Below are 24,437 nucleotides of genomic sequence, written 5' to 3'. Positions count from 1 at the left end.
GAGACTGGTGCGGTGAGAAGCGAGGAGACGCCCTTTGTGGGCGGGCCGCTGGACGGCCGGGTGCTGCCGGTGCTGGTCGGGCTCACCGGCCAGCCGCCGAAGACCTACGAGGTGCCGGTGGAGAACGAGGCGGGCGCACCGCCGACGGTGTATGTCTACCGCAGGGTTCCGGCCGCCACGTCCAAGCGGCTGGGCCTGGTCCGGGGCTGGGCCTATGAGTACGACCCGGAGGGGAAACCGGGTGGCGGGCTGAAGTGGCCGTGGTCCAAGCCGAGCTGACGGCCCGCCGGACGGGTGACCATATTCGCCCGACTCGCCCACAATTCTCCTGAAGATACGAAGGTCATGCCACGATCCTGCTGAGCTGGACGCCGAACAGAGGCGTCAGTGAGCCGGAGGTGATCACGTGTCAGGACGGATCGTGGGCTCGGTCTGCGCGGCGGCGATCACGGCGACCGCCGCGCTGGTACCAGCCGTTCCGGCGGCGACGGCGACGGCCGCCCCCTCCCGCCCCGCCGACCGGTCCGTGTCCGAGCTGCTGACGCAGCTCAAGACGCTGTACCGGAAGGCCGAGGAGGCGACGGAGACGTACAACGCGACCGAGGAGAAGCTGCGCAAGCAGCGCACCAGAACCAGGGAGCTCACGGCCGAGCTCGTGCACGCCCGTACGAAGCTCGCCGACAGCCACGACGACGCGGGGCGGCTGGCCCGTCAGCAGTACCAGGGCCACAGCACGCTCTCCTCCTACGCCTTTCTGCTGACCCTGCTCACCCCCCACCCGGAGAGCGCCGCCGACGAGGCGCGTGAACTGGGGCGGGCGGCCGGCCGCGAGGCCGCCCTGATGCAGCGGCTGACCAGGGGCGAGCGGCACGCCGACACCATCGCCACCCGGGCGCGGACCGCGCTGGACAAACAGCTCTCCCTGACGGCGAAACGAAAGAAACAGCGGGACAAGGTGGAGAAAAAGCTGCACTCCATCGAGAAGCTGCTCGCCGCGCTGAGCGCCCGCCAGATCGCCCAGGTGGCGCAGCGCGAGCGCCAGGAGACCGCGAAGGCACAGCGCGAACTGCTCGACTCCGGGGCGCTCGGCCCCGCGAACGGCGCCTCGCCGCACGCCCCCGCCACAGGTGGCGGCACCCGCACCACCCCGACCCCCGGAAGCGGGCGGGCCACCCCGGCGGGCACCCCCGCCCCGGTCGCCACCGTCACCGCGCCCCGCCCCCGCCCGGCCCCCGGCCGCCCCGCAATGCCGACCGCGGAGGCAGGAAAGCGGGCGCTCGCCTACGCGCTGAACCAGATCGGCAAGCCGTACGTCTGGGGCGCCGAGGGGCCGAACTCCTTCGACTGCTCGGGGCTGACCTCCTCCGCCTGGGCGTATGCCGGGCGGCTCATTCCGCGCACCAGCCAGGAGCAGTGGCGCCAACTGCCACGGGTGCCGCTCAACCAGCTGCGCCCCGGCGATCTGGTGATCTACTACAAGGGTGCGAGCCATGTGGCGATGTACGCGGGCAACGGACAGGTGGTCCAGGCGCCGCGCACCGGCCAGCGGGTGAAGCTCTCCCCGCTCGCCTCCAATCCGCTGCAAGGCGCGGTGCGCCCGGGTCCGGCCACCGTCGCCAAGCGCTGAGCGCCCCGGCGACGGCCGGTGTCAGCCGACGTACCGGCCCGCCCTGGCCTCGGTCCCGGCCCGGTCGTCGGCCCCGGCCTCCGCACAGACCTCGGCCTCTTCGCAGACCTCAGCCTCCGCACAGACCTCAGCCTCGGCTTCAGCCTCCGCGGCCTCGGCCTCTCTCCTGACCTCGTCCAGATAGGCGGCCGTCTTCTCCGGCTCGTAGAAGAAGTCCTCGAAGTCGGAGGGGTCGTCGAAGCCATTGGCGATGCGGTGGGCGACGGCGGGGAAGGCGGCCCCCGCCCCGAGGAGGTCCACGATGTGCTCCGGCGGCCGGCCCAGCATGGCGTTGGTCCACTTGGTGACGTGCCGCGCGGTCTCCCAGTAGCGGTCGAAGGTCGTCCGCATCCATTCCTCGTCGAACGGCCGGTCGCCGTGCCCGACGATGCTCTCCAGATAGGCCGCCGCGCACTTGGCCGCGGAGTTGGAGCCCTGCCCGGTGATCGGGTCGTTGGCCACCACGACATCGGCGACGCCCAGGGCCAGCCCGCCGCCCGGCAGCCGCCCGATCGGATTGCGCACGGTCGGGGCGTACCCCCCGGACAGCGTGCCGCCCGCGTCCGTCAGCTCGACCTTGGTGGCGCGCGCGTACTCCCAGGGCGTGAACCGCTCCATCAGCTCCAGGACGCGCGCCAGATGCTCCGAGGGGTCGGTGATGCCCTGGAAGACGTCGGCCGGTCCGCCCGGGACGCCCTCCCAGAAGAGGATGTCGGCGCGGCCGGTGGCTGTGAGCGCGGGCATCACGAAGAGCTCACCGACGCCGGGGACGAGATTGCAGCGCACCGCGTCGATGTCGGGGTGCTCGGGGCGCGGGCCGAGCCCGTGCACATAGGCCACCGCGAGGGCGCGCCGCGGGGTGTCGTACGGGGAGCGGGCGGGGTCCCGGCCGAAGAGCGAGACCAGTTCGCCCTTGCCCGCGGCCACCAGCGCCAGATCGTACTTTCTGTCGAGGACGTCCAGGTCGGAGACGGCGGCACCGTGGACGACCACCTGGCCGCCGCGCTGCTCGAACGTCTCCATCCAGCCGGCCATCTTGATCCGCTGGTCGACGGACTGGGCGTGGCCGTCCAGCCGGCCGACCCAGTCGATGACCCGCGGATGGGCCTGGCCCTCGGAAGCCGGCGGCCCGGCGACGGAGACCCCGAGGCCCTCGACCCGCGGCGCCCGCTCCTCCCAGAAGTTGAGCTCCAGATCGCGTTCGTGGTCCAGCGCGGTGTGGAACATGCACTGGGTGGACATCACCCGTCCGCCGCGGATCTCATCGGACGTCCGGTTGGACATCAGCGTGATCTCGTAGCCCTTGGACTGCAGGCCGAGAGCGAGTTGGAGGCCGGACTGACCGGCACCCACGATGAGTATCTTCCGCATGGCTGTCGACTCTCCCTCAAGCTCGGACCGGTAAAGGGAATGGAGCATTCCATCCCGCGGGCGGAGCTGAGGTTACGTCACTCGGGTGAGGCGTCAACGGCGTGTCTCACCAGCGCCAGCAGCGCGTCCACGACCGCGATCCGGCGCCGGGCGTCCATCATCACCACCGGCACCGTGGACGCCACGGAGAGCGCGTCCCGCACATCTTCGGGCTGGTAGAGCGGGGTTCCCTCGAAGTGGTTGACCGCCACCACATACGGCAGACCGAGGCTCTCGAAGTAGTCCAGTGCCGGGAAGCTCTCGTCCAGGCGCCGGGTGTCGACCATCACCACCGCGCCGATGGCCCCGCGCATCAGGTCGTCCCACATGAACCAGAAGCGCTGCTGGCCGGGGGTGCCGAAGAGATACAGGACCAGATCGTTCTCCAGCGTGATCCGGCCGAAGTCCATCGCGACGGTGGTGGTCAGCTTCTCCGGCGTCGCCTCGAGGTCGTCCACGCTCTCGCTGGCCTGCGTCATCAGCGCCTCGGTCTGCAGCGGAGTGATCTCCGAAACCGCGCCGACGAAGGTCGTCTTGCCGACCCCGAACCCTCCCGCTATCACGATCTTGGTGGCGATCGGCGCGCGGGAGCGGTCCGTCTGCCACCTCTGGAGCACCTCCTCGGCCCCGGGTATCCCGGCCCCGGGTATCTCCGACGTCGCCGGCGGGGTCGCCGTGATCGTCTCAGAGCCTGCGAAGTCCACTGAGCACCCTTTCGAGCAACGCGCGGTCCGGCTGGCCGGGACCCCGCCCGGTGCCGTAGACGCGGATCTTTCCCTGGTCGGCCAGGTCGCTGAGCAGGACGCGCACCACCCCGAGTGGGATCTTGAGCATCGCGGAGACCTCCGCGACGGAGCGCATCCTGTCGCACAGTTCGATGATCGCCCGGATCTCCGGCATCATCCGGGCGTTCAACCCGCTGGGGGCCGGGTCGAGCCGTCCGTCCGGAGACTCCAGCGACGCCACGAAGGTCTCCACCAGCAGCACATGGCCGGAGCGGGTGCGACCGCCGGTGAGCGAGTACGGACGTACGCGAGCGGGTTTACGGGCGGGTCGGCCGGACCCGGCGGCCGTCACTGTGCGTGCTCCAGCGACCTGCGTAGTTCATTGCGGAGTTCGGGGGTGAGCACATGTCCGGCCCGGCCCACGAACAGTGCCATGTGATAGGCGACGACGGTCATGTCGCAGTCGGGCGTGGCATGCACCCCGAGCAGCGAACCGTCGCTGATCGACATGACGAACAGACTGCCCTCGTCCATCGCCACCATCGTCTGCTTGACGCCGCCGCCGTCCATCAGCTTCGCCGCGCCGAGCGTGAGGCTGCCGACCCCCGAGACAATCGTCGCGAGATCCGCACTGGAGCCCTTGGGGCCGTCCTGTGCCGCCGGATCGGCCGACGCGGCATGGTGCCGTGTGTCGGAGGAGAGCAGCATCAGCCCGTCGGTCGAGACGACCACAACCGAGCGGACGCCCGGCACCTCCTCGACCAGGTTCGCCAGCAACCAGTGCAGATTACGGGCCTCGCGACTCAACCCGTACGTACTACTGGGCGCATTCACCCGCGTGCCTCCTCAACCGTGCCACCCTCGCTCTGCGCCCCCGTCTGTCCTGCTGTTCCCCGCTGCCGCCGCGTGGGCTCGCCACGGGCGGCGACCTCGGCGGCGGCGTCCCGGTGTCCGTCGCGGGCGCCGCGCTGGAAGCCACCGAGCCGACGCCGCAGCTCCTCCGCGTTCACCGAGCCGGTCCGCTCCCGTGGATCGGGCTCCCGGAGAGCCAGGTTCCGCGGTGTGCGTTTGGGAAGCCCCTTGTCGGTGCGCGCCACCTCGTCCTGCGGGCGGGCGTGCTGGTCGGGGCCGATGGCGTACGGATCGACGGGAGGCCGCTCACCGATCGCCGCCGACTCACCGGCCGCCGCCGGGCCGCCCTGCGCCGTCGGGCCGCCGACCGCCGGGCCCCAGGCGTCCGCGCCGACGGGGCGGATGCCGTGGCCCGGGCCGCCGAACCGCGGGTCGAAGTCCTCGTGGTCGTCGCCGTCGGCGCGGTCCGCGCCGTCCGCACGGTCGCCGCGGCCCTCGCGGTCGCGGTCGTCGTGGTCCTCATGGCTCTCGCGGCTCATGCGATGGAGGGTCAGCTCCATCGTCCGCTCCACGGCCGGCACCTCCGGCTCCTCGACCTGGGCGGTCGGGGCGGTCTGGGGTGCCGTGGCGGCCTGGGGTGCCGGAGCCGGGGCGTCCGCTCCGTGCCGTGCGCCGTCCTGTCCGTCGGACCGGGCCGACTTGGGGACGCGCTTGGGCAGGGTGGGCAGCGCACCGCCGTTCCCCGGGCTCGGATGGCCGCGCGGCGGCGTGGGCTCCATGGGATAGTCACGGCCCGTGTCCGCGGTCTGCCCCCACCGCTCGGCGGGGACGGTCCAGGCGGCGCTCGGCTCAGAGTCCGAGGCCGCCTCGACGGGCATGGGCTCCGGGTCGAGCGCGGGCTCCGGCTCGGCGGCCTGCGGCGCCGGATCCGGCTCCACGGGCGGCGCCACCGGCTCGGCCGACTCGGCACCGACACCCGCCGCGGCGCCCGCGCCCGCGCTCGGCACACCCTCCTGGACCCGGGAGACCGAACGGGTCTGCCCGGGAAGCGTGTTGGAGTTCGCCTCGGCCTCGGAGCCCGGGAAACCCAGGAATGACGACGGTCCGGTGCCGCCGAACGTCGCGCCCACGCTCACCGGCGGGGCGGGCGGCAGCCCGACGCCGGGCGGACCGGCCGGGAGGATCTTCGTCGGGAGGACGACCACGGCGGCCACCCCGCCCGGCTGCTGCTCGCGCAGCTGCACCCGGATGCCGTGGCGGGCGGCGAGCCGGGTCACCACGTACAGCCCAAGGCCCAGCGGGTCCTCCGGCTGGGGGCCCTGGCAGTACTCCGGCACCGGGTCGGCGAGCCGGGTGTTCAGCTCCAGGAAGCGCTCGGGCGTCATGCCGATGCCCTCGTCCTGGACGGAGAGCATGACCTCACCGGATTCCAGGAGCCAGCCGGAGATCTGCACCGCCGCGTCCGGCGGAGAAAACGATGTCGCGTTCTCCAGAAGCTCGGCGATCAGGTGGCTGACGCTGTCCGCGGCGAACCCGGCGACCTGGGCATGCGGCGGCAGCGCCTGGATCTGCACCCGGTCGTACCGCTCGACCTCGCTGATCGAGGCGCGCAGCACATCCAGCAGCGGCACCGGCCCCGGGTGGGTGGCCTTCTGCTCGGAGCCCGCGATGACCAGGAGGTTCTCACCGTAGCGGCGTATCCCGGTGGCCAGGTGGTCGAGCTGGAAGAGCGTCTCGAGGCGGTCGGGGTCCTGCTCCCCCTCCTCCAGGGACTCGATGACGGCTAGCTGGCGCTCGATCAGGCCCAGCGAGCGCAGCGCGAGGCCGACGAAGCTGCCGTGGACCCGGGCCCGCAGCCCCTCCAGCCGGGTGGCGACCGCGTCCCGCTCGGCGCGCAGCCCGTCCCGCTCATCGGCCATCCGCTGCCGCTCGCCGACGAGCCGGGTGCGCTCGGTCTCCAGCTCGGCGACCCGCTCGTACGCGCGCGCGGCCTTGGCGTGCAGTTCGTTGACGGCCCGTACGGCGTCCGCGTACTCGTCGTCGCGGCCCTTGAACGCGACCGGCTCCTCGGCCGCCGGATCGGCCGCGACCCGCCGGGCGCCGAGCCGCAGCGCGGCCAGCGGCCGGGTCATCGAGCGGGCGCTGTGCACCCCGGCGCCGAGGGCGACCAGCAGGGCGGCGCCGACGATGCCGATGCGCAGCTCGAGGTCGGTGACCTCGTCGTCCCGCAACCGGGCGAGCTGGGCGGCCTCGGAGGAGGCCAGCGAGGACTGCGCACCGCGCATCCGGTCGATCCGGGTGTCCAGGGCGGACTCGACGCGGTCCTCGCTGAGGAAGAAGTCATTGCCCGCGAGGCGGTTCTGGTCGGTGAGCCGGGCGAGGTAGCGCTCGGCGTCGGTGACCTCGGTGCCGTTGACGGTGCGGTCGTAGGCGTCGCGCATGGTGGCCGGGGCGAGCTGCTCGAAGTCGGCGAGCGCGGACTGTTCGCGGAGGTTGGTCCGCTGGGCGGCGGAGATCAGCGTGGGCTGGCCGCCGCCCGCGTCGAGCGCGGCCAGCAGCAGCCCGCGGGTGGCGGACGCCTCCTCCACCGCGCGGCCGAGCGGGGCCAGTGCGGCGGTGGCGCCGGATTCGGCGTCGGCGGGGAGCCGGCGGGCGAGGGTGTCGGTGATCCCGTTCAGCGCCTGGACGGTCCGGGTGTACGAGGTGAAGACGTCGACGGCCGAGCCCTTGCCGGTCAGCGCCTGCTGCCGCACTTCGGGGAGGGCGTCGAGGAGCCGCCGGACCGAGGCCGGGACCTGCCCCCGCACCTCCCGGACGCGATGGTCGACCCGGGCCCGCATGTCCTCGGAGACCCCGCGACCGGAGGCGGTGGTGCGCCCGTCGGCGACGTACCGCGTCATGGCGTCGCGCTCGTCGGCGAGGGCGTGGGCGAGGGTCACCGCGCCGCGGTTGGTCTCCGCGAGGTCGACGAGCCGCTGGGCGTCGGTGGTGTCATCGAGGGCGAGCAGGACGGCGGGAGTCCCGGCCCCGAGGACGGCGACGGAGACGAGGGCGACCGACGTGGTCAGCCGACGCCGGACACGTGCGGTGTGCCGTCGTGGCGTCGTCTCGTCCTGGCGTGGCTCGCTTACCGCATCGCGCGTGGTGCCCCGAAGCCGCTTCTTCCGCACCGGTGCTCACAATCCATTCTCGCCCGACCGCTCTGTGGACCAGAGGTGACGACGGATCAACAATTGTGTTTCCCCACCTCTGGTAGGGATTCCGACCCTTTCAGGACGGGTCTGGGGCGGGCATGCATCACCCACCCGGCCACCCGAACGAGTGAACCGCATTGGGTAGTTGACCACCAACTTTGACTCGCGGCCATACCCTCCCGCCACCTTACGCGGATTGGTAAAGACCTCACCGCCCTGACAAGATGCCCACCCGCAGCTTCCCAGAAGTGTCAATCCCTCCCCAATCAGGCAGCCGAGAAACCGGCGCGGGATTTGGTACGGACCAACGCCCGCCCAGCTCACCACGGCGGCGGTGATCAACGGCGGTCCGGCAGACTGAGGGAATGCGCATCGAACTCGCGACCGCCCCCGGCGATCAGCAATATCCCAACGAGGACTACGCATCGGTAGCGCTTCCGGCCTCGGGGAGCGGCGGTGCGCTGGCGGTCCTGGACGGGGTGACGCCGCCCGCGGGCGGCGACGGATGCGTACACAGCGTGAGCTGGTTCACCGCGCGACTCGGCGGATCGCTGCTCGAACTGTCCGGTTCGCGACGGGATATGCCCCTGACACAGTGCCTCTCCGAGGCGATCGCCCGAACCGCCGCGTCTCATAGTTCAACGTGTGACCTTTCTCACCTTCTCACGCCGCAGGCAACTGTCGTCGCGGCGCGCTGGGACGCCGAGCGGATCGAGTATCTGGTGCTCTCCGACTCGGTGTTGCTCATCGAGCCGGTCCACGGCGGAGTGACTCCGGTACTGGACGACCGCATCGACCGGCTGCGGGCCGAAGGCCGGCGGCTCGCCCCGCTGCGCAACGCGGAGGGCGGCTTCTTCACCGCCGCCGCCGACCCCGCGGTCTCCGACAAGGCGGTCACCGGGGAGTTCCCGCGCGGCGAGGTGCGGGCGCTGGCGGCGCTCACCGACGGGGCGACGCGCTGGGTGGAGCGGTTCGGCGAGGGCGACTGGGCCGAGTGCTTCGCGCTGCTGCGCAAGGAGGGCCCGCAGGCGCTGATCGACCGGGTACGGGCGGCCGAGCACGCCGATCCGGACGGTACGGCGTTTCCACGGGGCAAGACCCACGACGACGCGGCCGTGGTCTTCGTGGAGCCCTGACCGGCGGGGCACCCCCGCCGGGCCGCCGTGCCTCCGGGGCGGAGTAGCGCGGTTGCCCTGTCTCCAGGGCGGAGTAGCGCGGTTGCCACGTCCGCGTCGCCGGATGCGCGGGGGTCGCCGATCCTGGCGTGTATGAGCGCCTTACTCCTGCGCCGCCCGCGCCGCCTGACCGGGGTCCTCGGCCTCCTGCTCCGCGTTCAACCGGTGCAGCAGTCTGGCGAGTTCGGCGACCTCGTTGCGCTCCCACGCGGCGAGGCGGCGGGCGTACCGCGCCCGCCGGGCGACCCGTACGGCGCTGAAGCGGCTGCGGCCCTCCTCGGTCAACTCCACCAGGAAGGCCCGGCCGTCCGCCGGATCGGGCGTCCGCGTCACCAGCCCGAGCCCCTCCAGGGCGCGGAGCTGACGGCTCATCGTGGCCTTTCCGACGCCCACGAATCCCGCGAGGTCGGTGGCGCGCTGCGGACCCGCGTCCTCCAGCCGCATCAGCAGCCCATAGGCGGCGGATTCGAGCTCCGGGTGGACCTCCCGGGCCAATTCCCCCGAAGCGGCTCGGGCCCTGCGGAGGAAAACCGCCAATTCGCGCTCCAGAGCCAGGAATGCATGGTCCACACCAATGCCGCCCACGGTGCCACCCGCACCCTGCTCGGGTGGCAATGCCCCGTTGTTGTGCACGTCAGAGCCCTCTCCGGGTTTTCACTTCGTGAAAGTTTCTACCACGCGCGGTTGTTACCGCAGCTCCACCAGTATTTCGCAGGATTAGACCAACGGCATCACACCCTCCCCCTTCCGTCGACCTATCTACGCCCGTAGCGTCGCTCCTGACATGGTCATACCAATTGGACGCCCCACTCCCCCCACCGAGGCTTCGGAGGCAACGCCATGCTCGTGCACAGACCTGGTTCGGTCCGACGCGCCCTCAGCGCGCTGATCGGAATCCTCGCCGCTCTCCTCGCCATGACCATCGCACTGCCCGGTGCGGCGTTCGCCGCCCAGGGCCAGGGCGACAAGGCCATCCCCCACCCCGAGGACGACTGGGCGGGTTCACAGATACTCAAGCACGAGGGCGGATCCACGGCCGACGAGGCGCCCACGGGGCTGCTCGCCACCGTCGAGGGCGTGGACGTCAGCAGCCACCAGGGCAATGTCAACTGGGCGACGCTGTGGAGCAGTGGGGTCCGGTTCGCCTACGTCAAGGCGACCGAGGGCACGAGCTACACCAACCCGAACTTCGCCCAGCAGTACAACGGCTCGTTCAACGTCGGCATGATCCGCGGCTCGTACCACTTCGCCCTGCCGAACAACTCGACCGGCGCCGCGCAGGCCAACTACTTCGTGGACCACGGGGGCGGCTGGTCCAAGGACGGCAAGACGCTGCCGGGCGCGCTCGACATGGAGTACAACCCCTACGGCGCGAGCTGCTACGGGCTGAGCGCCAGCGCGATGGTCAACTGGATCAAGTCGTTCAACAGCACCTACAAGGCGCGCACCGGCCGCGACCCGGTGATCTACACCTCCACGAGCTGGTGGAAGAGCTGCACGGGCAACTCCGCCGCCTTCGGTGGCGTCAACCCGCTGTGGATTCCGCGCTACGGCTCGTCCGTCGGCGAGCTTCCGGCGGGCTGGGGCTTCCACACCATCTGGCAGTACACCTCCTCCGGACCGACGGTCGGCGACCACAACAAGTTCAACGGCGCCATGGACCGGCTGCAGGCGCTCGCCAACGGCTGAGTCCGCGCCTCCTCACCCCCCCACATCCGGCGCGTCCGCCCTCCGGTGTACGGACAGGTCTGTCTGTACGCTGGAGGGCGTCGGTCGTCCTACGGCCAAGCCAAGGAGCATGATCATGAGCACCGCCCGCCCCTCCGCCCATGAGCGGATCCTGTCCACCGCGACCGCGCTGTTCAACGCCCATGGGGTGCGCGGCGTCGGCGTGGACCGGATCATCGCCGAGTCGGGCGTGGCGAAGGCGACGCTCTACTCCCACTTCCGCACCAAGGACGATCTGGTCCTGGCCTATCTCCACAGGTCGGACCAGCACTGGCGGGGGGCGCTGCGGCAGGCCGCCGAGGCGGCCGGCGCCGATCCCCGGGACCGTCTCGTCGGAGTCTTCGACGCGCTGATCGCGGCGACCGAGCGGGACGGTTTCCGCGGCTGCGCGTTCACCAGGACCGCGGGCGAGACCGAGCCGGGCACCGCCACGCACGCCGTGACGGCCGAGCACAAGCGCGCCATACGGGCCTGGCTGACCGAGCTGGCCCGGGAGGCCGGGGCCGCCGACCCCGAGCGGCTCGGCCTGCAGATCTCCGTGCTCGTGGACGGGACGATGGCCGAGGCCGCGCTGGAGCCGAGGCCGGAGTTCGCGGAGGCGGCCCAGGACGCGGCGCGGTCGCTGGTCGCGGAGGTGTGCCCGGCGCGGGTGTAGCTCTCGTACGCGGCGTGCGGCTCTCGTACGTACGCGAAGGGCCCGGCCACCCCTGGGGTGCGGCCGGGCCCTTCGCCGTGACGCGCGGCTCAGGCGTGAGACGTGGCTCAGACGGCGGTCAGCTCGTGCTCCCGTATTACGCCGGAGGCCAGCAGTTCGCGATAGCGGTCCTGGTACGCGGCGAGCTCGGCGTCGTCGAGCGTATGGGAGCCGTGCATGATGAGCGGCTCCTCGTAACGCATCCCGGTGATGTGGGCGGTGGCGTCGAAGGGCTTGAGCAGCTCGACGACCGCGAAGCGGTGGAACCCGTCCGGCCGGTACTGCTCCTCGGCGGCGCCCGTCGAGGTGGTCAGGAGCAGGGACTTGCCGTGCAGCGAGGTGCCGCCGGTGCCGTAGGCGAATCCCCGCAGGAACACCTCGTCCTGCCACTTCTTCAGCAGCGGCGGCACCGAATACCAGTAGAAGGGGAACTGGAGCACGATCCGGTCGTGCTCCAGCAGCAGCCGCTGCTCGCGCTCGACATCGATCCGCAGATCGGGATAGGCGGCGTAGAGGTCATGGAAGGTGACCCCGTCCACCGGCCGGGCCGCCTCGGCGAGCGCGGCGTTGATGCGGGACGCGGCGAGGTTGGGGTGGGCGAGGACGAGCAGGGTGCGCGGCACGGATCCCTCCGGGATGACGAGCGTGAACAGACAGGTCTGTCTGTTCCACTGGCGAAGCTACCAGACAGACCTGTCTGGCTGCCAACAGATCCGGCCTCGGTCCCGGGTCAGCCGCGGCCGGGCACGATCACCTGCCCCTGCGCCACCCCCTCGACGACCTGCGCATACGCCTGGGCGACGGTCTCCACGGGGGTCCCCTCGGCGGGGTCCATGCCCAGCTTCTCCAGGGTTTCCCGCACCCATCCCGGGCAGATCGCGTTCACCCGCAGCCCGCGCTCCAGCTCGATCGCGGCGGCCCGGACGAAGGCGTCGAGCCCGGCGTTCACCAGCGCGCCGAAGGCCCCGCCGGGGGTGGGCTTCTCGAAGACCCCACTGGTGAGGGTGATGGACCCGCCGTCGCGGAGGTGGTGGAGGGCCCGGCGCGCGAGGGCGACCTGGCCCAGCAGCTTGGCGTCCAGACCGGTGGTGAACTCCTCATCCGAGGCGTCCCCGCCGAGCGGGGTCAGCGCGCCGGAGGCGGCGCAGCAGACGACGGCGTCGACGTCCTGGACGGTCGCGAAGAGGTGGTCGAGGGTGGCGGGGTCGGCCATGTCGACGCGCACGGCGCCGGCGGCGCCGGTACGGGAGGCCCGTACGACCTCATGCCGACCTTCGAGGGCGTCCGCCACGGCACGCCCGATGGTTCCTGTCGCTCCGATCACGATGACCTTCATGCGGCCCAGCGTGCCGGAGCGCGGGGCGCGCTGCCTGGCCCTGTGGGAACCAGGCAGCGCGGGCGGATCAGTCGCGGGGGAACTCGTCGGTCTTGAGCGTCAGGTCGACGGCGGTGCCGGCCAGGTCGATTTCCTTGCCGAAGTGAACCGACAGCTCACTGAGGTAGTCGCCCTCCTTGGGCTCGGTGAACAGGTGGCATTTGCCGGTGTACGGGTCCGCGATCAGGTAGATGGGAACCCCGGCCTCCGCGTAGGCCGCCTTCTTGGGGCCGTAGTCGTTCACGGCCGTGTCCTTGGAAATCACCTCGGCGACGAACTCGACGTCTTCACTGCGCCAACGGCCCTGGTCGGTCTTCGCCGCGTTCTGCGAGACCTTGACGACATCCGGGGCGAAACCGTTCTTGTGCCCGGGAAAATCGATGCGCACATCCGAGAGTACCTTCACGTTCATCCCGAAACGATCTTCGAGAGCTCGCACGATCCTGCGGATGATGGACCAGTGAACGTCCCTCTGCGGCGACATGAAAACGGCCCCTTCGACGACCTCGACCTTGTAGCCCTCGGGGACATGACTCCGCTCCAGCCAGTCGAACATCTCGTCCAGGCTGAATTCGTCGCTGTCGGCCATCTCGATCCTGTCAATCGCCATGACGGTCACTGTGCCGCTCCTCCCCGCCGCGAACACAGAAACCGCGGCCGGTTAGTCCAACGATACGCACGGCCGACAGGTCACGCGTGGCCCGGAATCCCGTTCGACACGGGACCCCGGGCCACGGCGCCACCGGCAGCGTCCGTCACGCCGCTGCCGGAACCTCGGGGGCGGCCGTCCGGGCGGGTTCGAGGGCCAGCTCCAGGACTCGGCGGACATCCGAGACCGGGTGGACGTCGAGCTTGTCCAGGACCTCGGCGGGGACGTCGTCCAGGTCGGGCTCGTTGCGCTTGGGGATGATCACGGTGGTCACCCCGGCCCGGTGCGCCGCCAGCAGCTTCTGCTTGACGCCGCCGATGGGCAGCACCCGCCCGGTCAGGGACACCTCGCCCGTCATCGCCACATCCGGGCGCACCTGGCGGCCGGAGAGCAGCGAGGCCAGGGCGGTGGTCATGGTGACGCCCGCGCTCGGGCCGTCCTTGGGGACCGCGCCCGCCGGGACGTGCAGGTGGACGCCGCGCTCCTTCAGGTCGCCGACCGGCAGCTCCAGCTCCGCGCCGCGGGAGCGCAGGAAGGAGAGCGCGATCTGCGCGGACTCCTTCATGACGTCGCCGAGCTGACCGGTGAGGTTCAGCCCCGCGCCGCCCGTCTCCGGGTCGGCCAGCGACGCCTCCACGAACAGCACGTCACCGCCCGCGCCCGTGACCGCGAGCCCGGTCGCCACGCCGGGGACGGCGGTGCGGCGCTCGGCCGGGTCCTGGGCGGACTCGGGGGTGTGATGCGGCCGGCCGATCAGCGGGCGCAGCTCCGCCACGCCGACGGTGAAGGGGAGTTCGCGCTCGCCGAGCTCGTGCTGGGCCGCCACCTTGCGCAGCAGCCGGGCGATGGAGCGCTCCAGGGTCCGTACGCCCGCCTCGCGGGTGTACTCGCCCGCCAGCTTGCGCAGCGCCTCGTCCGCCACCGTGACCTCGCCCGGCTCCAGGCCGGCCCGCTCCAGCTGCCGGGGCAGCAGGTGGTCACGGGCGATGGTGACCTTCTCGTCCTCGGTGTAGCCGTCCAGGCGCACCAGCTCCATGCGGTCCAGGAGCGCCTCCGGGATGGCCTCCAGGACGTTGGCGGTGGCGAGGAAGACCACGTCGCTCAGGTCGAGTTCGACCTCCAGGTAGTGGTCGCGGAAGGTGTGGTTCTGGGCCGGGTCCAGGACCTCCAGCAGGGCCGCGGCCGGGTCGCCGCGGAAGTCGGAGCCGACCTTGTCGATCTCGTCGAGGAGGACGACGGGGTTCATGGAGCCCGCCTCCTTGATGGCCCGGACGACCCGGCCGGGCAGCGCGCCCACGTAGGTGCGCCGGTGGCCGCGGATCTCCGCCTCGTCGCGGACGCCGCCGAGCGCGACCCGGACGAACTTCCGCCCCATCGCGCGGGCGACGCTCTCGCCCAGGCTGGTCTTGCCGACGCCGGGCGGACCCACCAGGGCCAGCACCGCGCCGCCGCGGCGACCGCCGACGACGCCGAGGCCCCGGTCGGCGCGGCGCTTGCGCACCGCCAGGTACTCGGTGATCCGCTCCTTGACGTCCTCCAGGCCCGCGTGGTCGGCGTCGAGCACGGCCTTGGCGCCCTGGATGTCGTACTCGTCCTCGGTGCGCTCGTTCCAGGGCAGCTCCAGGACGGTGTCCAGCCAGGTGCGGATCCAACTGCCCTCGGGGCTCTGGTCGCTGGACCGCTCCAGCTTGTCGACCTCCTTGAGGGCCGCCTCGCGCACCTTGTCCGGCAGATCGGCGGACTCGACCCGGGCCCGGTAGTCGCCGGACTCGTCCTCGGGGTCGCCGTTCAGCTCGGCGAGCTCCTTACGGACGGCTTCGAGCTGGCGCCGCAGCAGGAATTCGCGCTGCTGCTTGTCGACGCCCTCCTGGACGTCCTTGGCGATCGACTCGGCGACGTCCTGCTCGGCGAGGTGGTCGCTCAGCCAGGTGACGGCAAGCTTCAGCCGGGCCACCGGGTCGGTGGTCTCCAGCAGTTCGACGCGCTGGGCGACGCTCAGGAAGGGCGAGTAGCCGGAGTTGTCGGCGAGCTGCGAGACATCGTCGATCTGCTCCACCCGGTCCACGACCTGCCAGGCGCCGCGCTTGCGCAGCCAGCTCGTGGCCAGCGCCTTGTATTCCTTGATCAGTTCGGTGACGGCACCGGGCAGCGGATCGGGCACGATCTCCTCGACCGTGGTCCCCTCCACCCACAGCGCCGCCCCGGGTCCGGTGGTCCCGGCCCCGATGCGGACGCGGCGCACACCGCGGATCAGCGCGCCGGGATCGCCGTCGGAGAGCCGGCCCACCTGCTCGATGGTGCCGAGCGTGCCGATGCCCGCGTACGTGCCGTCGACACGCGGCACCAGCAGCACCCTCGGCTTACCGCTGCCGCTCCCACTGGAGCGTGCGGCGGCCTGGGCGGCCTCCACCGCGGCGCGTACCTCGGTATCGGAAAGGTCCAGCGGCACCACCATGCCGGGCAGCACGACCTCGTCGTCGAGAGGCAGTACGGGCAGGGTGAGCGGTGTGGACAGCGAAGCCATGATCTCCCCTTCGGCAGGCAACTTGAGTCGGTGAGACTCAAATAATCAATGCCCACTCAATGCACGGAGGGGCCTCAGGTGTTCCCGGACGCTCGTTCGCTGTGAGCGAAGCCGCCCTCGACGGCGTCGCCGACCTTCGAGGAGGGCCGCCACCTGGCGTTTCGCCGGACATACGGCCAGCAGACGACGCCGATCAGCAGGGCGAGCCCATGGCCCCACTCGGTGAGCGGATCGAAGTCGACGAGGCTCCCGGCGGCGAGCGCGACGCCGATCCCGCCGAGCAGCGCCCAGCGCAGCCGGGGCACCAGCAGCCCGGCGAGCGCGGCGGCGCAGGCGATCAGGCCGTAGCTGACCCCGTAGTCGAGGCGGCGCAGCGAGCTGTCCGGGAGATGCCCGACGGCGACGGAGGCGGCCACCGGGAGCTCGGTGAGCAGCGTCGCCAGCACATGGCCGAGCAGGAACACCCCGGCGGTCCGCACCCCGCCGACCCGCCGCTCCAGCGCGCCGAGCACCAGGGGGAAGACGACCAGATAGGGCGAGGTGATTCCGCCCACCGCCCACAACGCGCTGACCAGCAGCGTCAGCAGCGGCCGCTGGGAGAGGTGGGACACATCGGTGCTGGAGTCCGCGAGCAGATCGTGCACGGTGCCGGGGTCGCCGAGGCGGGCGTAGAGCCCGGTGCCGAGCAGGACCAGCGTGTAGCCGAGGGTGAACGGCACGCGGATGAGCGTGCGCGGCAGCCGGTTGAGGCGCGGCGGGTTGCTGAGGCGGGGCAGCGTGCTCGGGCCCACCGCTGTGGCGGCCGTAAGGCGCTCGCGCCCCGCCGCGGCGGCCGTAAGGCGCCCGTGCCCCGTCCCGGCTGCCGACCCCTGCGGCGTACTGGCCCCGGCGGCGGCCGGCCCGGTAGGCCCTGCCGCCCGCCGCCGACCGGCCGAGCCGACACACGGACGAGCCGTCCCGGCTATCCCTTGCCCACCCGGGTCGCCGCCGTCCGCCACCCGCGCGCCCGGGACGGCCGGACGGCGCCCGGGAGCGGCCGACGAAGTCCCCGCCGACGCCATAGAGGCCGCCCACGCGGTAAGGGCCACGCCGGAGGCGTCCGCGCCCGCGGAGCCGGGTGGTCCGGAGCTGTCGGCACCCACAGACCCCGGCGCCCCGGAGCCGTCCGCGCCCTCGGGCTCCGCGTCCGTCGTCCCTCGTATCGATGTCGTCAACGCCCGCGCCCCTTCCTCACTCCCTCTGCTCTCCGCATATCCACGACGACGGGAACAACAACCCCAGGGCCGTGAGTCATGTCACCGTGGTGCCGGCTGTGACGCGGGCGACGTCGTGGCACCGGACCGCCGAGGGAATCGGTTGGACCGGCGAGCGAGACCGACGCGAGGATGGCGGCATCAGGACCACCCGGGAGGACCCCACCCCATGCATCCGCAGCCGCCGTACGACCTCCGCCCCGCCGACGACGACCGGCCGGTGACCGTCGACCGCCGGGAGGGTCCGTACGGCGAGGTGGTGTTGCGGCGGCGCGGTGACGGGGGGCCGTCGGGCGACGCCGTCTTCGAGATCATCGCCAATGGGTGCTTCCTCATGGACACCTCCGACGGCCGCTCCGAGCGGTTGCTCATCCGCGCCGCCCTCGGCGCGCTGCCCGCCGACCGGCCCTCCCCCGCGCTGCTTATCGGCGGGCTCGGCGTCGGGTTTTCGCTGGTCGAGGCGGTGTCGGAGCCCCGGTGGGGGCGGATCGCGGTGGTCGAGCGGGAGGCGGCGGTGATCGACTGGCACCGCGAAGGACCCCTGGCGGCCGTGACCGCCGGGGCGCTGGCCGACCCGCGCGCCGAGATCGTCCACGCCGATCTGGTCGCCTGGCTGCGGACCGGCCCGCGGGCCCCGCAGACCCCGCAGACCTATGACGCGCTGTGCCTGGACATCGACAACGGCCCCGACTGGACCGTCACCGAGGACAACGACGGCCTCTACTCCCCCGCCGGACTCGCCGCCTGTGCGGCGCGCCTGGCACCGGGCGGAGTGCTGGCCGTCTGGTCGGCGCAGCCGTCACCCGCATTCGAGGAATCTCTCCGGAATGCCGGTTTCACGCAGGTGCGTACGGAAGAGGTCACCGTTGCCCGGGGTGTTCCCGACGTCGTGCATCTCGCCGTTCGGGGCGCGTAGCAAAGCCGCGTACGCTGGCTTTACGCTTGCTTGCCTACCAAACGCGGCTGAGCGATGACCAGGCGCGAGCCGCGGGTTTCACCGGAAGACGCAGGGGCGGGCGTATGGAGCAGACTCACAACGGTCACAACGGGACCGCCACGACCACCCCTGGCGCACAGCGCCGGGTCCTCGTCGTCGAGGACGATCCGACCATAGTGGACGCCATCGCGGCCCGGCTGCGTGCCGAGGGGTTCCAGGTCCAGACGGCGGGAGACGGTCCGGCGGCGGTGGACACGGCCGAGGCGTGGCAGCCCGATCTGCTGGTCCTCGACGTGATGCTGCCGGGCTTCGACGGTCTGGAGGTCTGCCGCCGGGTGCAGGCCCGCCGTCCGGTGCCCGTGCTCATGCTGACCGCGCGCGATGACGAGACCGACATGCTGGTGGGGCTCGGGGTCGGTGCCGACGACTACATGACCAAGCCGTTCTCCATGCGCGAACTGGCCGCGCGGGTGCATGTGCTGCTGCGGCGGGTGGAACGGGCGGCGCTGGCCGCGCACACCCCGCGCAGCGGGATCCTGCGCCTGGGCGAGCTGGAGATCGACCACGCCCAGCGCCGGGTGCGGGTGCGCGGTTCGGATGTGCATCTGACCCCGACCGAGTTCGATCTGCTGGTCTGTCTGGCCAACACCCCGCGCGCGGTGCTCTCGCGTGAGCAGCTGCTGGCCGAGGTGTGGGACTGGGCGGACGCCTCGGGCACCCGCACCGTGGACAGCCACATCAAGGCGCTGCGGCGGAAGATCGGCGCGGAACGGATCCGTACGGTGCACGGCGTCGGCTACGCCCTGGAGACCCCGGCGGCATGAGGAAGGGCCGCTGGGCGCACAGGGTTCCCAAGGTCTGGCGGATCCCCGGGGCCCGCGTTCCCAAGACCTGGCGCATCTCCGGAGCCCGGGTTCCCAAGACCTGGCGGATCCCCGGAGCCCGGGTCCCCAAGGTCTGCCGGATGTACGTGGACCCCAAGGGCCGGCGGGCGCTGTCCCGCGCCACCTGGGGCCGGATCTGGGAGGCGCTGCGGCCCTTCGACCCGTACCGCTCGGTCAAGGCGGCGCTGGGGGCGCTGGTCATCGGCTCAGTGATCATCACCACGTGGCTGGTCTTCGCGGCGGTGCACTCCGATACCGAACTGCGCGTGATTACCATCTTCTCGATCATCGCCTCGCTGCTGATCACCCAGTTCGTGGCACACGGGCTGACCGCCCCGCTGGACGAGATGACCGAGGTCACCCGGTCGATGGCGAACGGTGACTACACCCGGCGGGTGGAGGCGGCGGAGCGCCGGGACGAGTTCGGCGACCTGGCGACGGCGTTCAACCGGATGGCGGCCGACCTGGAGGCGGTGGACACCCACCGCAAGGAGCTGGTCGCCAACGTCTCGCATGAGCTGCGCACCCCCATCGCGGCCCTGCGCGCCGTGCTGGAGAACGTGGTGGACGGGGTCTCGGAGGCCGATCCGGAGACCATGCGGGTCGCGCTGCGGCAGACCCAGCGCCTGGGCCGCCTGGTGGATCAGCTACTCGATCTCTCGCGCCTCGACAACGGGGTGGTGCCGCTGCACGCGCGGCGGTTCGAGGTCTGGCCGTATCTGGCCGGAATCCTCAAGGAGGCGAGCATGGCCAAGGGCGCGGAGTCCCAATCGGGCGCGCACACCCGTACGGACGTCCATCTCAATCTGGACGTCTCGCCGCCCGAGCTGACCGCCCACGCCGACGCCGAGCGGCTGCACCAGGTGATGGCGAACCTCATCGACAACGCGGTGAAGCACAGCCCGGCGCACGGCCGGGTGACCGTGCGCGCCCGGCGCGGTGCCGGCGGCCCGGAGAGCCTGGAGCTGGAGGTGCTGGACGAGGGCCCCGGCATCCCGGAGGCGGAGCGGCACCGGGTCTTCGAGCGGTTCAACCGGGGCGGGCTCTCCCCCGACAGCTCGGCGAACGGAAGCCGGCGGCCGGGTCAGGTCAGCGACGGCGGCACCGGTCTGGGGCTGGCGATCGCGCGCTGGGCGGTGGACCTGCACGGCGGGCGGATAGGCGTGGCGGAGTCTCCGCGCGGCTGCCGGATCCAGGTCAGCCTCCCCGGACCGGCACCGGAATCCAAACCGGCCACCCCCTGAGATCAAAGTTGAAGTAAAGTCGCCCCTGTCGCGCACATACGAGCGGCAGGGGTGCACGTTTGCGCTGCCTTGCGTGAGGAAACACACGAAACTCCGGGTGTTTCCCGGTACGCCATGCGCTGAAACCCGCCAATCAATGTGACTTGCGCGACGTTGACCAGTGCGGCCTGCACGTAAGGGTCCAAGGGGCGTAGCCTTAATTCCCGCTGTCCACCACCTTAGGAAGCGGAAGAGGGCGGTTGCCGCCGTGTCGCCACAGTCCCCCAACACCTCGAGCGTCTCGACCGATGAGCAGAACGGGCAGGGAAGTAACCCTGCCGCTGCCTTCGGCCCCAATGAGTGGCTCGTCGACGAGATCTACCAGCAGTACCTCCAGGACCCGAACTCGGTCGACCGAGCCTGGTGGGACTTCTTCGCCGACTACAAGCCGGGTCAGGACACCGGCTCCGCGGTGGTCAAGCCACCACAGGGAGTAGCAGCGAGTGCCGCCCCGGCGGCTCCGGCCCAGCCGGCGGAGGCCAAGCCCGCCGTCCCGGCCGCGAAGCCCGCCGAGGCCAAGCCCGCCGCGGCGGCCCCGGCCGCCGCGAAGCCCGCACCGGCGCAGCCCGCGGCCCCCGCCGCGAAGGCCGCCCCGGCGGCTCCGGCGGCCCCGGCCAAGCCCGCTCCGGTCAAGCCGACCCCGGCCGAGCCGACGGTCTCCAAGAAGGAGCCCGCCGCGCCGTCCGCCGGCCCCGAGCTGGTCACGCTGCGCGGCCCGTCCGCCGCCGTGGCGAAGAACATGAACGCGTCGCTGGAGCTGCCGACGGCCACCTCGGTCCGCGCGGTCCCGGTCAAGCTGCTGTTCGACAACCGCATCGTCATCAACAACCACCTCAAGCGCGCCCGCGGCGGCAAGGTGTCCTTCACGCACCTGATCGGCTACGCCATGGTGCAGGCGCTGAAGGCGATGCCCTCGATGAACCACTCGTTCACCGAGAAGGACGGCAAGCCGACCCTGGTCAAGCCCGAGCACATCAACCTCGGTCTCGCCATCGACCTGGTCAAGCCCAACGGTGACCGCCAGCTCGTCGTGGCCGCGATCAAGAAGGCCGAGACGCTCAACTTCTTCGAGTTCTGGCAGGCGTACGAGGACATCGTGCGCCGCGCCCGCGCGAACAAGCTGACGATGGACGACTTCACCGGCGTCACGGCCTCCCTGACCAACCCGGGCGGCATCGGCACCGTGCACTCGGTGCCGCGGCTGATGCCCGGCCAGGGCCTGATCGTCGGCGTCGGCGCCATGGAGTACCCCGCCGAGTTCCAGGGCACCTCCCAGGACACCCTGAACAAGCTGGGCATCTCCAAGGTCATGACGCTGACCAGCACCTATGACCACCGGGTGATCCAGGGCGCCGCCTCCGGCGAGTTCCTGCGGGTCATGAACCAGCTGCTGCTCGGCGAGAACGACTTCTTCGACGAGATCTTCAAGGCGCTGCGCATCCCCTACGAGCCGGTCCGCTGGCTCAAGGACATCGACGTCAGCCACGACGACGACGTCACCAAGGCGGCGCGGGTCTTCGATCTGATCCACTCCTACCGGGTCCGCGGCCATGTCATGGCCGACACCGACCCGCTGGAGTACCGCCAGCGCAAGCACCCCGACCTGGACATCATCGAGCACGGGCTCACCCTGTGGGACCTGGAGCGCGAGTTCGCGGTCGGCGGTTTCGCGGGCAAGACCATGATGAAGCTGCGCGACATCCTGGGCGTGCTGCGCGACTCGTACTGCCGCACCACCGGCATCGAGTTCATGCACATCCAGGACCCCAAGCAGCGCAAGTGGATCCAGGACCGCGTCGAGCGCAACCACGACAAGCCGGAGCGCGAGGAGCAGCTGCGCATCCTGCGGCGGCTCAACGCGGCCGAGGCGTTCGAAACCTTCCTGCAGACCAAGTACGTCGGCCAGAAGCGGTTCTCCCTGGAGGGCGGCGAGTCCGTCATCCCGCTGCTGGACGCGGTGCTGGACGCGGCCGCCGAGTCGCGCCTGGACGAGGTCGTCGTGGGCATGGCCCACCGCGGCCGGCTCAACGTCCTCGCCAACATCGTCGGCAAGTCGTACGCGCAGATCTTCCGCGAGTTCGAGGGCAACCTCGACCCGAAGTCCATGCACGGCTCCGGTGACGTCAAGTACCACCTGGGCGCCGAGGGCACCTTCACCGGTCTGGACGGCGAGCAGATCAAGGTCTCGCTCGCCGCGAACCCCTCCCACCTGGAGGCCGTGGACCCGGTCCTGGAGGGCGTCGTCCGCGCCAAGCAGGACATCATCGGCAAGGCCGGCACCGACTTCACGGTGCTGCCCGTCGCCCTCCACGGCGACGCGGCCTTCGCGGGCCAGGGTGTGGTCGCCGAGACGCTGAACATGTCGCAGCTGCGCGGCTACCGCACCGGCGGCACCGTGCACATCGTGATCAACAACCAGGTCGGCTTCACCGCCGCCCCGGCCGCGTCCCGCTCCTCGATGTACGCCACGGACGTCGCGCGCATGATCGAGGCGCCGATCTTCCATGTGAACGGCGACGACCCGGAGGCCGTCGTGCGCGTCGCGCGGCTCGCCTTCGAGTTCCGCCAGGCGTTCAACAAGGACGTGGTCATCGACCTGATCTGCTACCGCCGCCGCGGCCACAACGAGACCGACAACCCCGGTTTCACCCAGCCGCTGATGTACGACCTGATCGACAAGAAGCGCTCGGTGCGCAAGCTCTACACCGAGTCTCTGATCGGGCGCGGCGACATCACCCTGGAAGAGGCCGAGCAGGCGCTGCAGGACTTCCAGGGCCAGCTGGAGAAGGTCTTCACCGAGGTCCGCGACGCGGTCTCGGCCCCGGCCCCGGCCGAGGTCCCCGAGCCGCAGGCGGAGTTCCCGGTCACGGTCCAGACGGCCGTCTCCCAGGAGGTCGTCAAGCGGATCGCCGAGTCCCAGGTCAACACCCCCGACCGGATCACCGTCCACCCGCGGCTGTTCCCGCAGCTCCAGCGGCGCGCGGCGATGATCGAGGACGACTCGATCGACTGGGGCATGGGCGAGACCCTCGCCATCGGCTCGCTGCTGATGGAGGGCACTCCGGTCCGGCTCGCCGGCCAGGACTCCCGCCGCGGCACCTTCGGCCAGCGCCACGCGGTGCTGGTGGACCGCGAGACCGGTGACGACTACACCCCGCTGCTGTACCTCACCGAGGACCAGGCGCGGTACAACATCTACGACTCGCTGCTCAGCGAGTACGCGGCGATGGGCTTCGAGTACGGCTACTCGCTGGCCCGTCCGAACGCGCTGGTCATGTGGGAAGCGCAGTTCGGTGACTTCGTCAACGGCGCCCAGACCATCGTGGACGAGTTCATCTCCTCGGCCGAGCAGAAGTGGGGCCAGACCTCTGGTGTCACGCTGCTGCTGCCGCACGGTTACGAGGGCCAGGGGCCGGACCACTCGTCGGCCCGTATCGAGCGCTTCCTCCAGCTCTGCGCGCAGAACAACATGACGGTCGCCGCGCCGACGCTGCCGTCGAACTACTTCCACCTGCTGCGCTGGCAGGTCCACAACCCGCACCACAAGCCGCTTGTCGTCTTCACCCCGAAGTCGATGCTGCGTCTGAAGGCCGCGGCGTCGAAGACCGACGAGTTCCTCAACGGCTCCTTCCGCCCGGTGATCGGCGACGAGACGGTCGACCCGGCCGCGGTGCGCAAGGTGGTCTTCTGCTCCGGCAAGGTCTACTACGACGTGGCCGCGGAGCGGGACAAGCGCGGTGCGAACGACACGGCGATCATCCGCCTGGAGCGGCTGTACCCGCTGCCGGGTAAGGAGTTGCAGGCCGAGATCGCCAAGTACTCGGGTGTCGAGAAGTTCGTGTGGGCGCAGGAGGAGCCGGCGAACCAGGGTGCCTGGCCGTTCGTCGCGCTCAACCTGATCGACCACCTGGAGCTGTCGGTCGGCGCGGACGTCCCCGGCGCCGAGCGCCTGGTCCGGGTCTCCCGTCCGCACTCGTCCTCGCCCGCGGTGGGGTCGAACAAGCGGCACCAGTCGGAGCAGCAGGCGCTGGTCAACGAGGTCTTCGAGATCTGATCCACCCCGTTCCACCCGGAAGGCCCGGTCCCAC

Annotated in this window: 20 protein-coding genes; 9 read left to right on the top strand and 11 right to left on the bottom strand. The window is 71.2% G+C overall.

The genetic code is table 11. From position 1 onward, the window contains the following. The first annotated feature begins 12 nt into the window (after nt 1–12). Nucleotides 13–279, top strand: a complete 267-nt coding sequence (locus tag CGL27_RS31695) for a hypothetical protein (RefSeq protein ID WP_078647662.1) — start codon at nt 13–15, stop codon at nt 277–279. A gap of 127 nt (nt 280–406) precedes the next feature. Continuing rightward, nucleotides 407–1,627, top strand: coding sequence for a C40 family peptidase (locus tag CGL27_RS31690; protein ID WP_119991463.1), 1,221 nt, complete (start codon nt 407–409; stop codon nt 1,625–1,627). A gap of 21 nt (nt 1,628–1,648) precedes the next feature. Here the strand turns inward: CGL27_RS31690 and CGL27_RS31685 are convergent, their stop codons facing one another. The 5 genes from CGL27_RS31685 to CGL27_RS53240 form a co-directional block, all read right to left on the bottom strand. Next, nucleotides 1,649–3,037: a styrene monooxygenase/indole monooxygenase family protein gene (locus tag CGL27_RS31685; RefSeq protein WP_119991462.1), complete on the bottom strand. Its 1,389-nt coding sequence runs from the start codon at nt 3,035–3,037 to the stop codon at nt 1,649–1,651. 77 nt (nt 3,038–3,114) lie between these two features. Continuing rightward, a complete protein-coding gene (locus tag CGL27_RS31680) occupies nt 3,115–3,726 on the bottom strand; it encodes an ATP/GTP-binding protein (RefSeq protein WP_107439400.1) in 612 nt (203 codons plus the stop codon). A gap of 34 nt (nt 3,727–3,760) precedes the next feature. Next, complete coding sequence (locus CGL27_RS31675; RefSeq protein WP_078643591.1) at nt 3,761–4,153, bottom strand: DUF742 domain-containing protein; 393 nt, start codon at nt 4,151–4,153, stop codon at nt 3,761–3,763. After that, nucleotides 4,150–4,635: a roadblock/LC7 domain-containing protein gene (locus CGL27_RS31670; RefSeq protein WP_078643590.1), complete on the bottom strand. Its 486-nt coding sequence runs from the start codon at nt 4,633–4,635 to the stop codon at nt 4,150–4,152. The genes CGL27_RS31675 and CGL27_RS31670 overlap by 4 nt, the downstream gene beginning before the upstream one ends. After that, entirely contained in the window at nt 4,632–7,823 is a 3,192-nt protein-coding gene (locus CGL27_RS53240) for a nitrate- and nitrite sensing domain-containing protein (protein ID WP_119991461.1), read from the bottom strand. The genes CGL27_RS31670 and CGL27_RS53240 overlap by 4 nt, the downstream gene beginning before the upstream one ends. Before the next feature lie 389 nt (nt 7,824–8,212). Here CGL27_RS53240 and CGL27_RS31660 point away from each other — a divergent pair, with 389 nt between their 5' ends. After that, nucleotides 8,213–8,983: a hypothetical protein gene (locus tag CGL27_RS31660; RefSeq protein WP_119991460.1), complete on the top strand. Its 771-nt coding sequence runs from the start codon at nt 8,213–8,215 to the stop codon at nt 8,981–8,983. Nucleotides 8,984–9,124: 141 nt separating this feature from the next. Here CGL27_RS31660 and CGL27_RS31655 read toward each other — a convergent pair whose 3' ends face one another. After that, a complete protein-coding gene (locus CGL27_RS31655) occupies nt 9,125–9,655 on the bottom strand; it encodes a MarR family transcriptional regulator (RefSeq protein ID WP_119991459.1) in 531 nt (176 codons plus the stop codon). A 207-nt stretch (nt 9,656–9,862) separates the two neighbouring features. Here CGL27_RS31655 and CGL27_RS31650 point away from each other — a divergent pair, with 207 nt between their 5' ends. Continuing rightward, nucleotides 9,863–10,711, top strand: a complete 849-nt coding sequence (locus CGL27_RS31650) for a lysozyme (protein WP_119991458.1) — start codon at nt 9,863–9,865, stop codon at nt 10,709–10,711. A gap of 115 nt (nt 10,712–10,826) precedes the next feature. After that, on the top strand, nt 10,827–11,405 hold the full coding sequence (locus tag CGL27_RS31645; RefSeq protein ID WP_119994639.1) for a TetR/AcrR family transcriptional regulator: 579 nt from the start codon (nt 10,827–10,829) through the stop codon (nt 11,403–11,405). A 107-nt stretch (nt 11,406–11,512) separates the two neighbouring features. On the opposite strand, the gene CGL27_RS31640 is transcribed toward CGL27_RS31645, so the two are convergent. The 5 genes from CGL27_RS31640 to CGL27_RS31620 form a co-directional block, all read right to left on the bottom strand. After that, complete coding sequence (locus tag CGL27_RS31640; protein ID WP_119991457.1) at nt 11,513–12,067, bottom strand: NAD(P)H-dependent oxidoreductase; 555 nt, start codon at nt 12,065–12,067, stop codon at nt 11,513–11,515. Between the two features lie 107 nt (nt 12,068–12,174). Then, entirely contained in the window at nt 12,175–12,780 is a 606-nt protein-coding gene (locus CGL27_RS31635; protein ID WP_119991456.1) for a short chain dehydrogenase, read from the bottom strand. Between the two features lie 67 nt (nt 12,781–12,847). Then, on the bottom strand, nt 12,848–13,438 hold the full coding sequence (locus CGL27_RS31630; protein WP_119991455.1) for a Uma2 family endonuclease: 591 nt from the start codon (nt 13,436–13,438) through the stop codon (nt 12,848–12,850). A gap of 136 nt (nt 13,439–13,574) precedes the next feature. Then, nucleotides 13,575–15,992, bottom strand: a complete 2,418-nt coding sequence (gene lon / locus CGL27_RS31625; protein WP_119991454.1) for an endopeptidase La — start codon at nt 15,990–15,992, stop codon at nt 13,575–13,577. Nucleotides 15,993–16,066: 74 nt separating this feature from the next. Next, nucleotides 16,067–16,783 (bottom strand): rhomboid-like protein, encoded by a 717-nt coding sequence (locus tag CGL27_RS31620; RefSeq protein ID WP_240450706.1) that lies wholly within the window; start codon nt 16,781–16,783, stop codon nt 16,067–16,069. Between the two features lie 631 nt (nt 16,784–17,414). Between CGL27_RS31620 and CGL27_RS31615 the strand changes: the two genes are divergently transcribed. The 4 genes from CGL27_RS31615 (at nt 17,415) to CGL27_RS31600 (ending at nt 24,403) form a co-directional block, all read left to right on the top strand. Beyond that, nucleotides 17,415–18,161, top strand: a complete 747-nt coding sequence (locus CGL27_RS31615; RefSeq protein WP_119991453.1) for a spermidine synthase — start codon at nt 17,415–17,417, stop codon at nt 18,159–18,161. A gap of 104 nt (nt 18,162–18,265) precedes the next feature. Continuing rightward, entirely contained in the window at nt 18,266–19,006 is a 741-nt protein-coding gene (locus tag CGL27_RS31610; protein ID WP_014054863.1) for a response regulator transcription factor, read from the top strand. A 140-nt stretch (nt 19,007–19,146) separates the two neighbouring features. Further along, entirely contained in the window at nt 19,147–20,310 is a 1,164-nt protein-coding gene (locus CGL27_RS31605) for an ATP-binding protein (RefSeq protein WP_119994638.1), read from the top strand. A gap of 247 nt (nt 20,311–20,557) precedes the next feature. Continuing rightward, a complete protein-coding gene (locus CGL27_RS31600; RefSeq protein WP_119991452.1) occupies nt 20,558–24,403 on the top strand; it encodes a multifunctional oxoglutarate decarboxylase/oxoglutarate dehydrogenase thiamine pyrophosphate-binding subunit/dihydrolipoyllysine-residue succinyltransferase subunit in 3,846 nt (1,281 codons plus the stop codon). Nucleotides 24,404–24,437 lie beyond the last annotated feature (34 nt).

This window comes from Streptomyces sp. 11-1-2 (genome assembly GCF_003595545.1).
GTDB classification, from domain to species: Bacteria; Actinomycetota; Actinomycetes; order Streptomycetales; family Streptomycetaceae; genus Streptomyces; species Streptomyces hygroscopicus_B.
This window is presented reverse-complemented; position numbering and strand designations above follow the sequence as displayed.

Excerpts from the sequence above, each read along its gene's own strand:
- CGL27_RS31685 (WP_119991462.1), bottom strand. The coding sequence starts at position 3,037 with ATGCGGAAGATACTCATCGTGGGTGCCGGTCAGTCCGGCCTCCAACTC.
- CGL27_RS31660 (WP_119991460.1), top strand. The coding sequence starts at position 8,213 with ATGCGCATCGAACTCGCGACCGCCCCCGGCGATCAGCAATATCCCAAC.
- CGL27_RS31650 (WP_119991458.1), top strand. The coding sequence starts at position 9,863 with ATGCTCGTGCACAGACCTGGTTCGGTCCGACGCGCCCTCAGCGCGCTG.
- CGL27_RS31645 (WP_119994639.1), top strand. The coding sequence starts at position 10,827 with ATGAGCACCGCCCGCCCCTCCGCCCATGAGCGGATCCTGTCCACCGCG.
- CGL27_RS31635 (WP_119991456.1), bottom strand. The coding sequence starts at position 12,780 with ATGAAGGTCATCGTGATCGGAGCGACAGGAACCATCGGGCGTGCCGTG.
- lon (WP_119991454.1), bottom strand. The coding sequence starts at position 15,992 with ATGGCTTCGCTGTCCACACCGCTCACCCTGCCCGTACTGCCTCTCGAC.
- CGL27_RS31615 (WP_119991453.1), top strand. The coding sequence starts at position 17,415 with ATGCATCCGCAGCCGCCGTACGACCTCCGCCCCGCCGACGACGACCGG.
- CGL27_RS31610 (WP_014054863.1), top strand. The coding sequence starts at position 18,266 with ATGGAGCAGACTCACAACGGTCACAACGGGACCGCCACGACCACCCCT.
- CGL27_RS31605 (WP_119994638.1), top strand. The coding sequence starts at position 19,147 with ATGTACGTGGACCCCAAGGGCCGGCGGGCGCTGTCCCGCGCCACCTGG.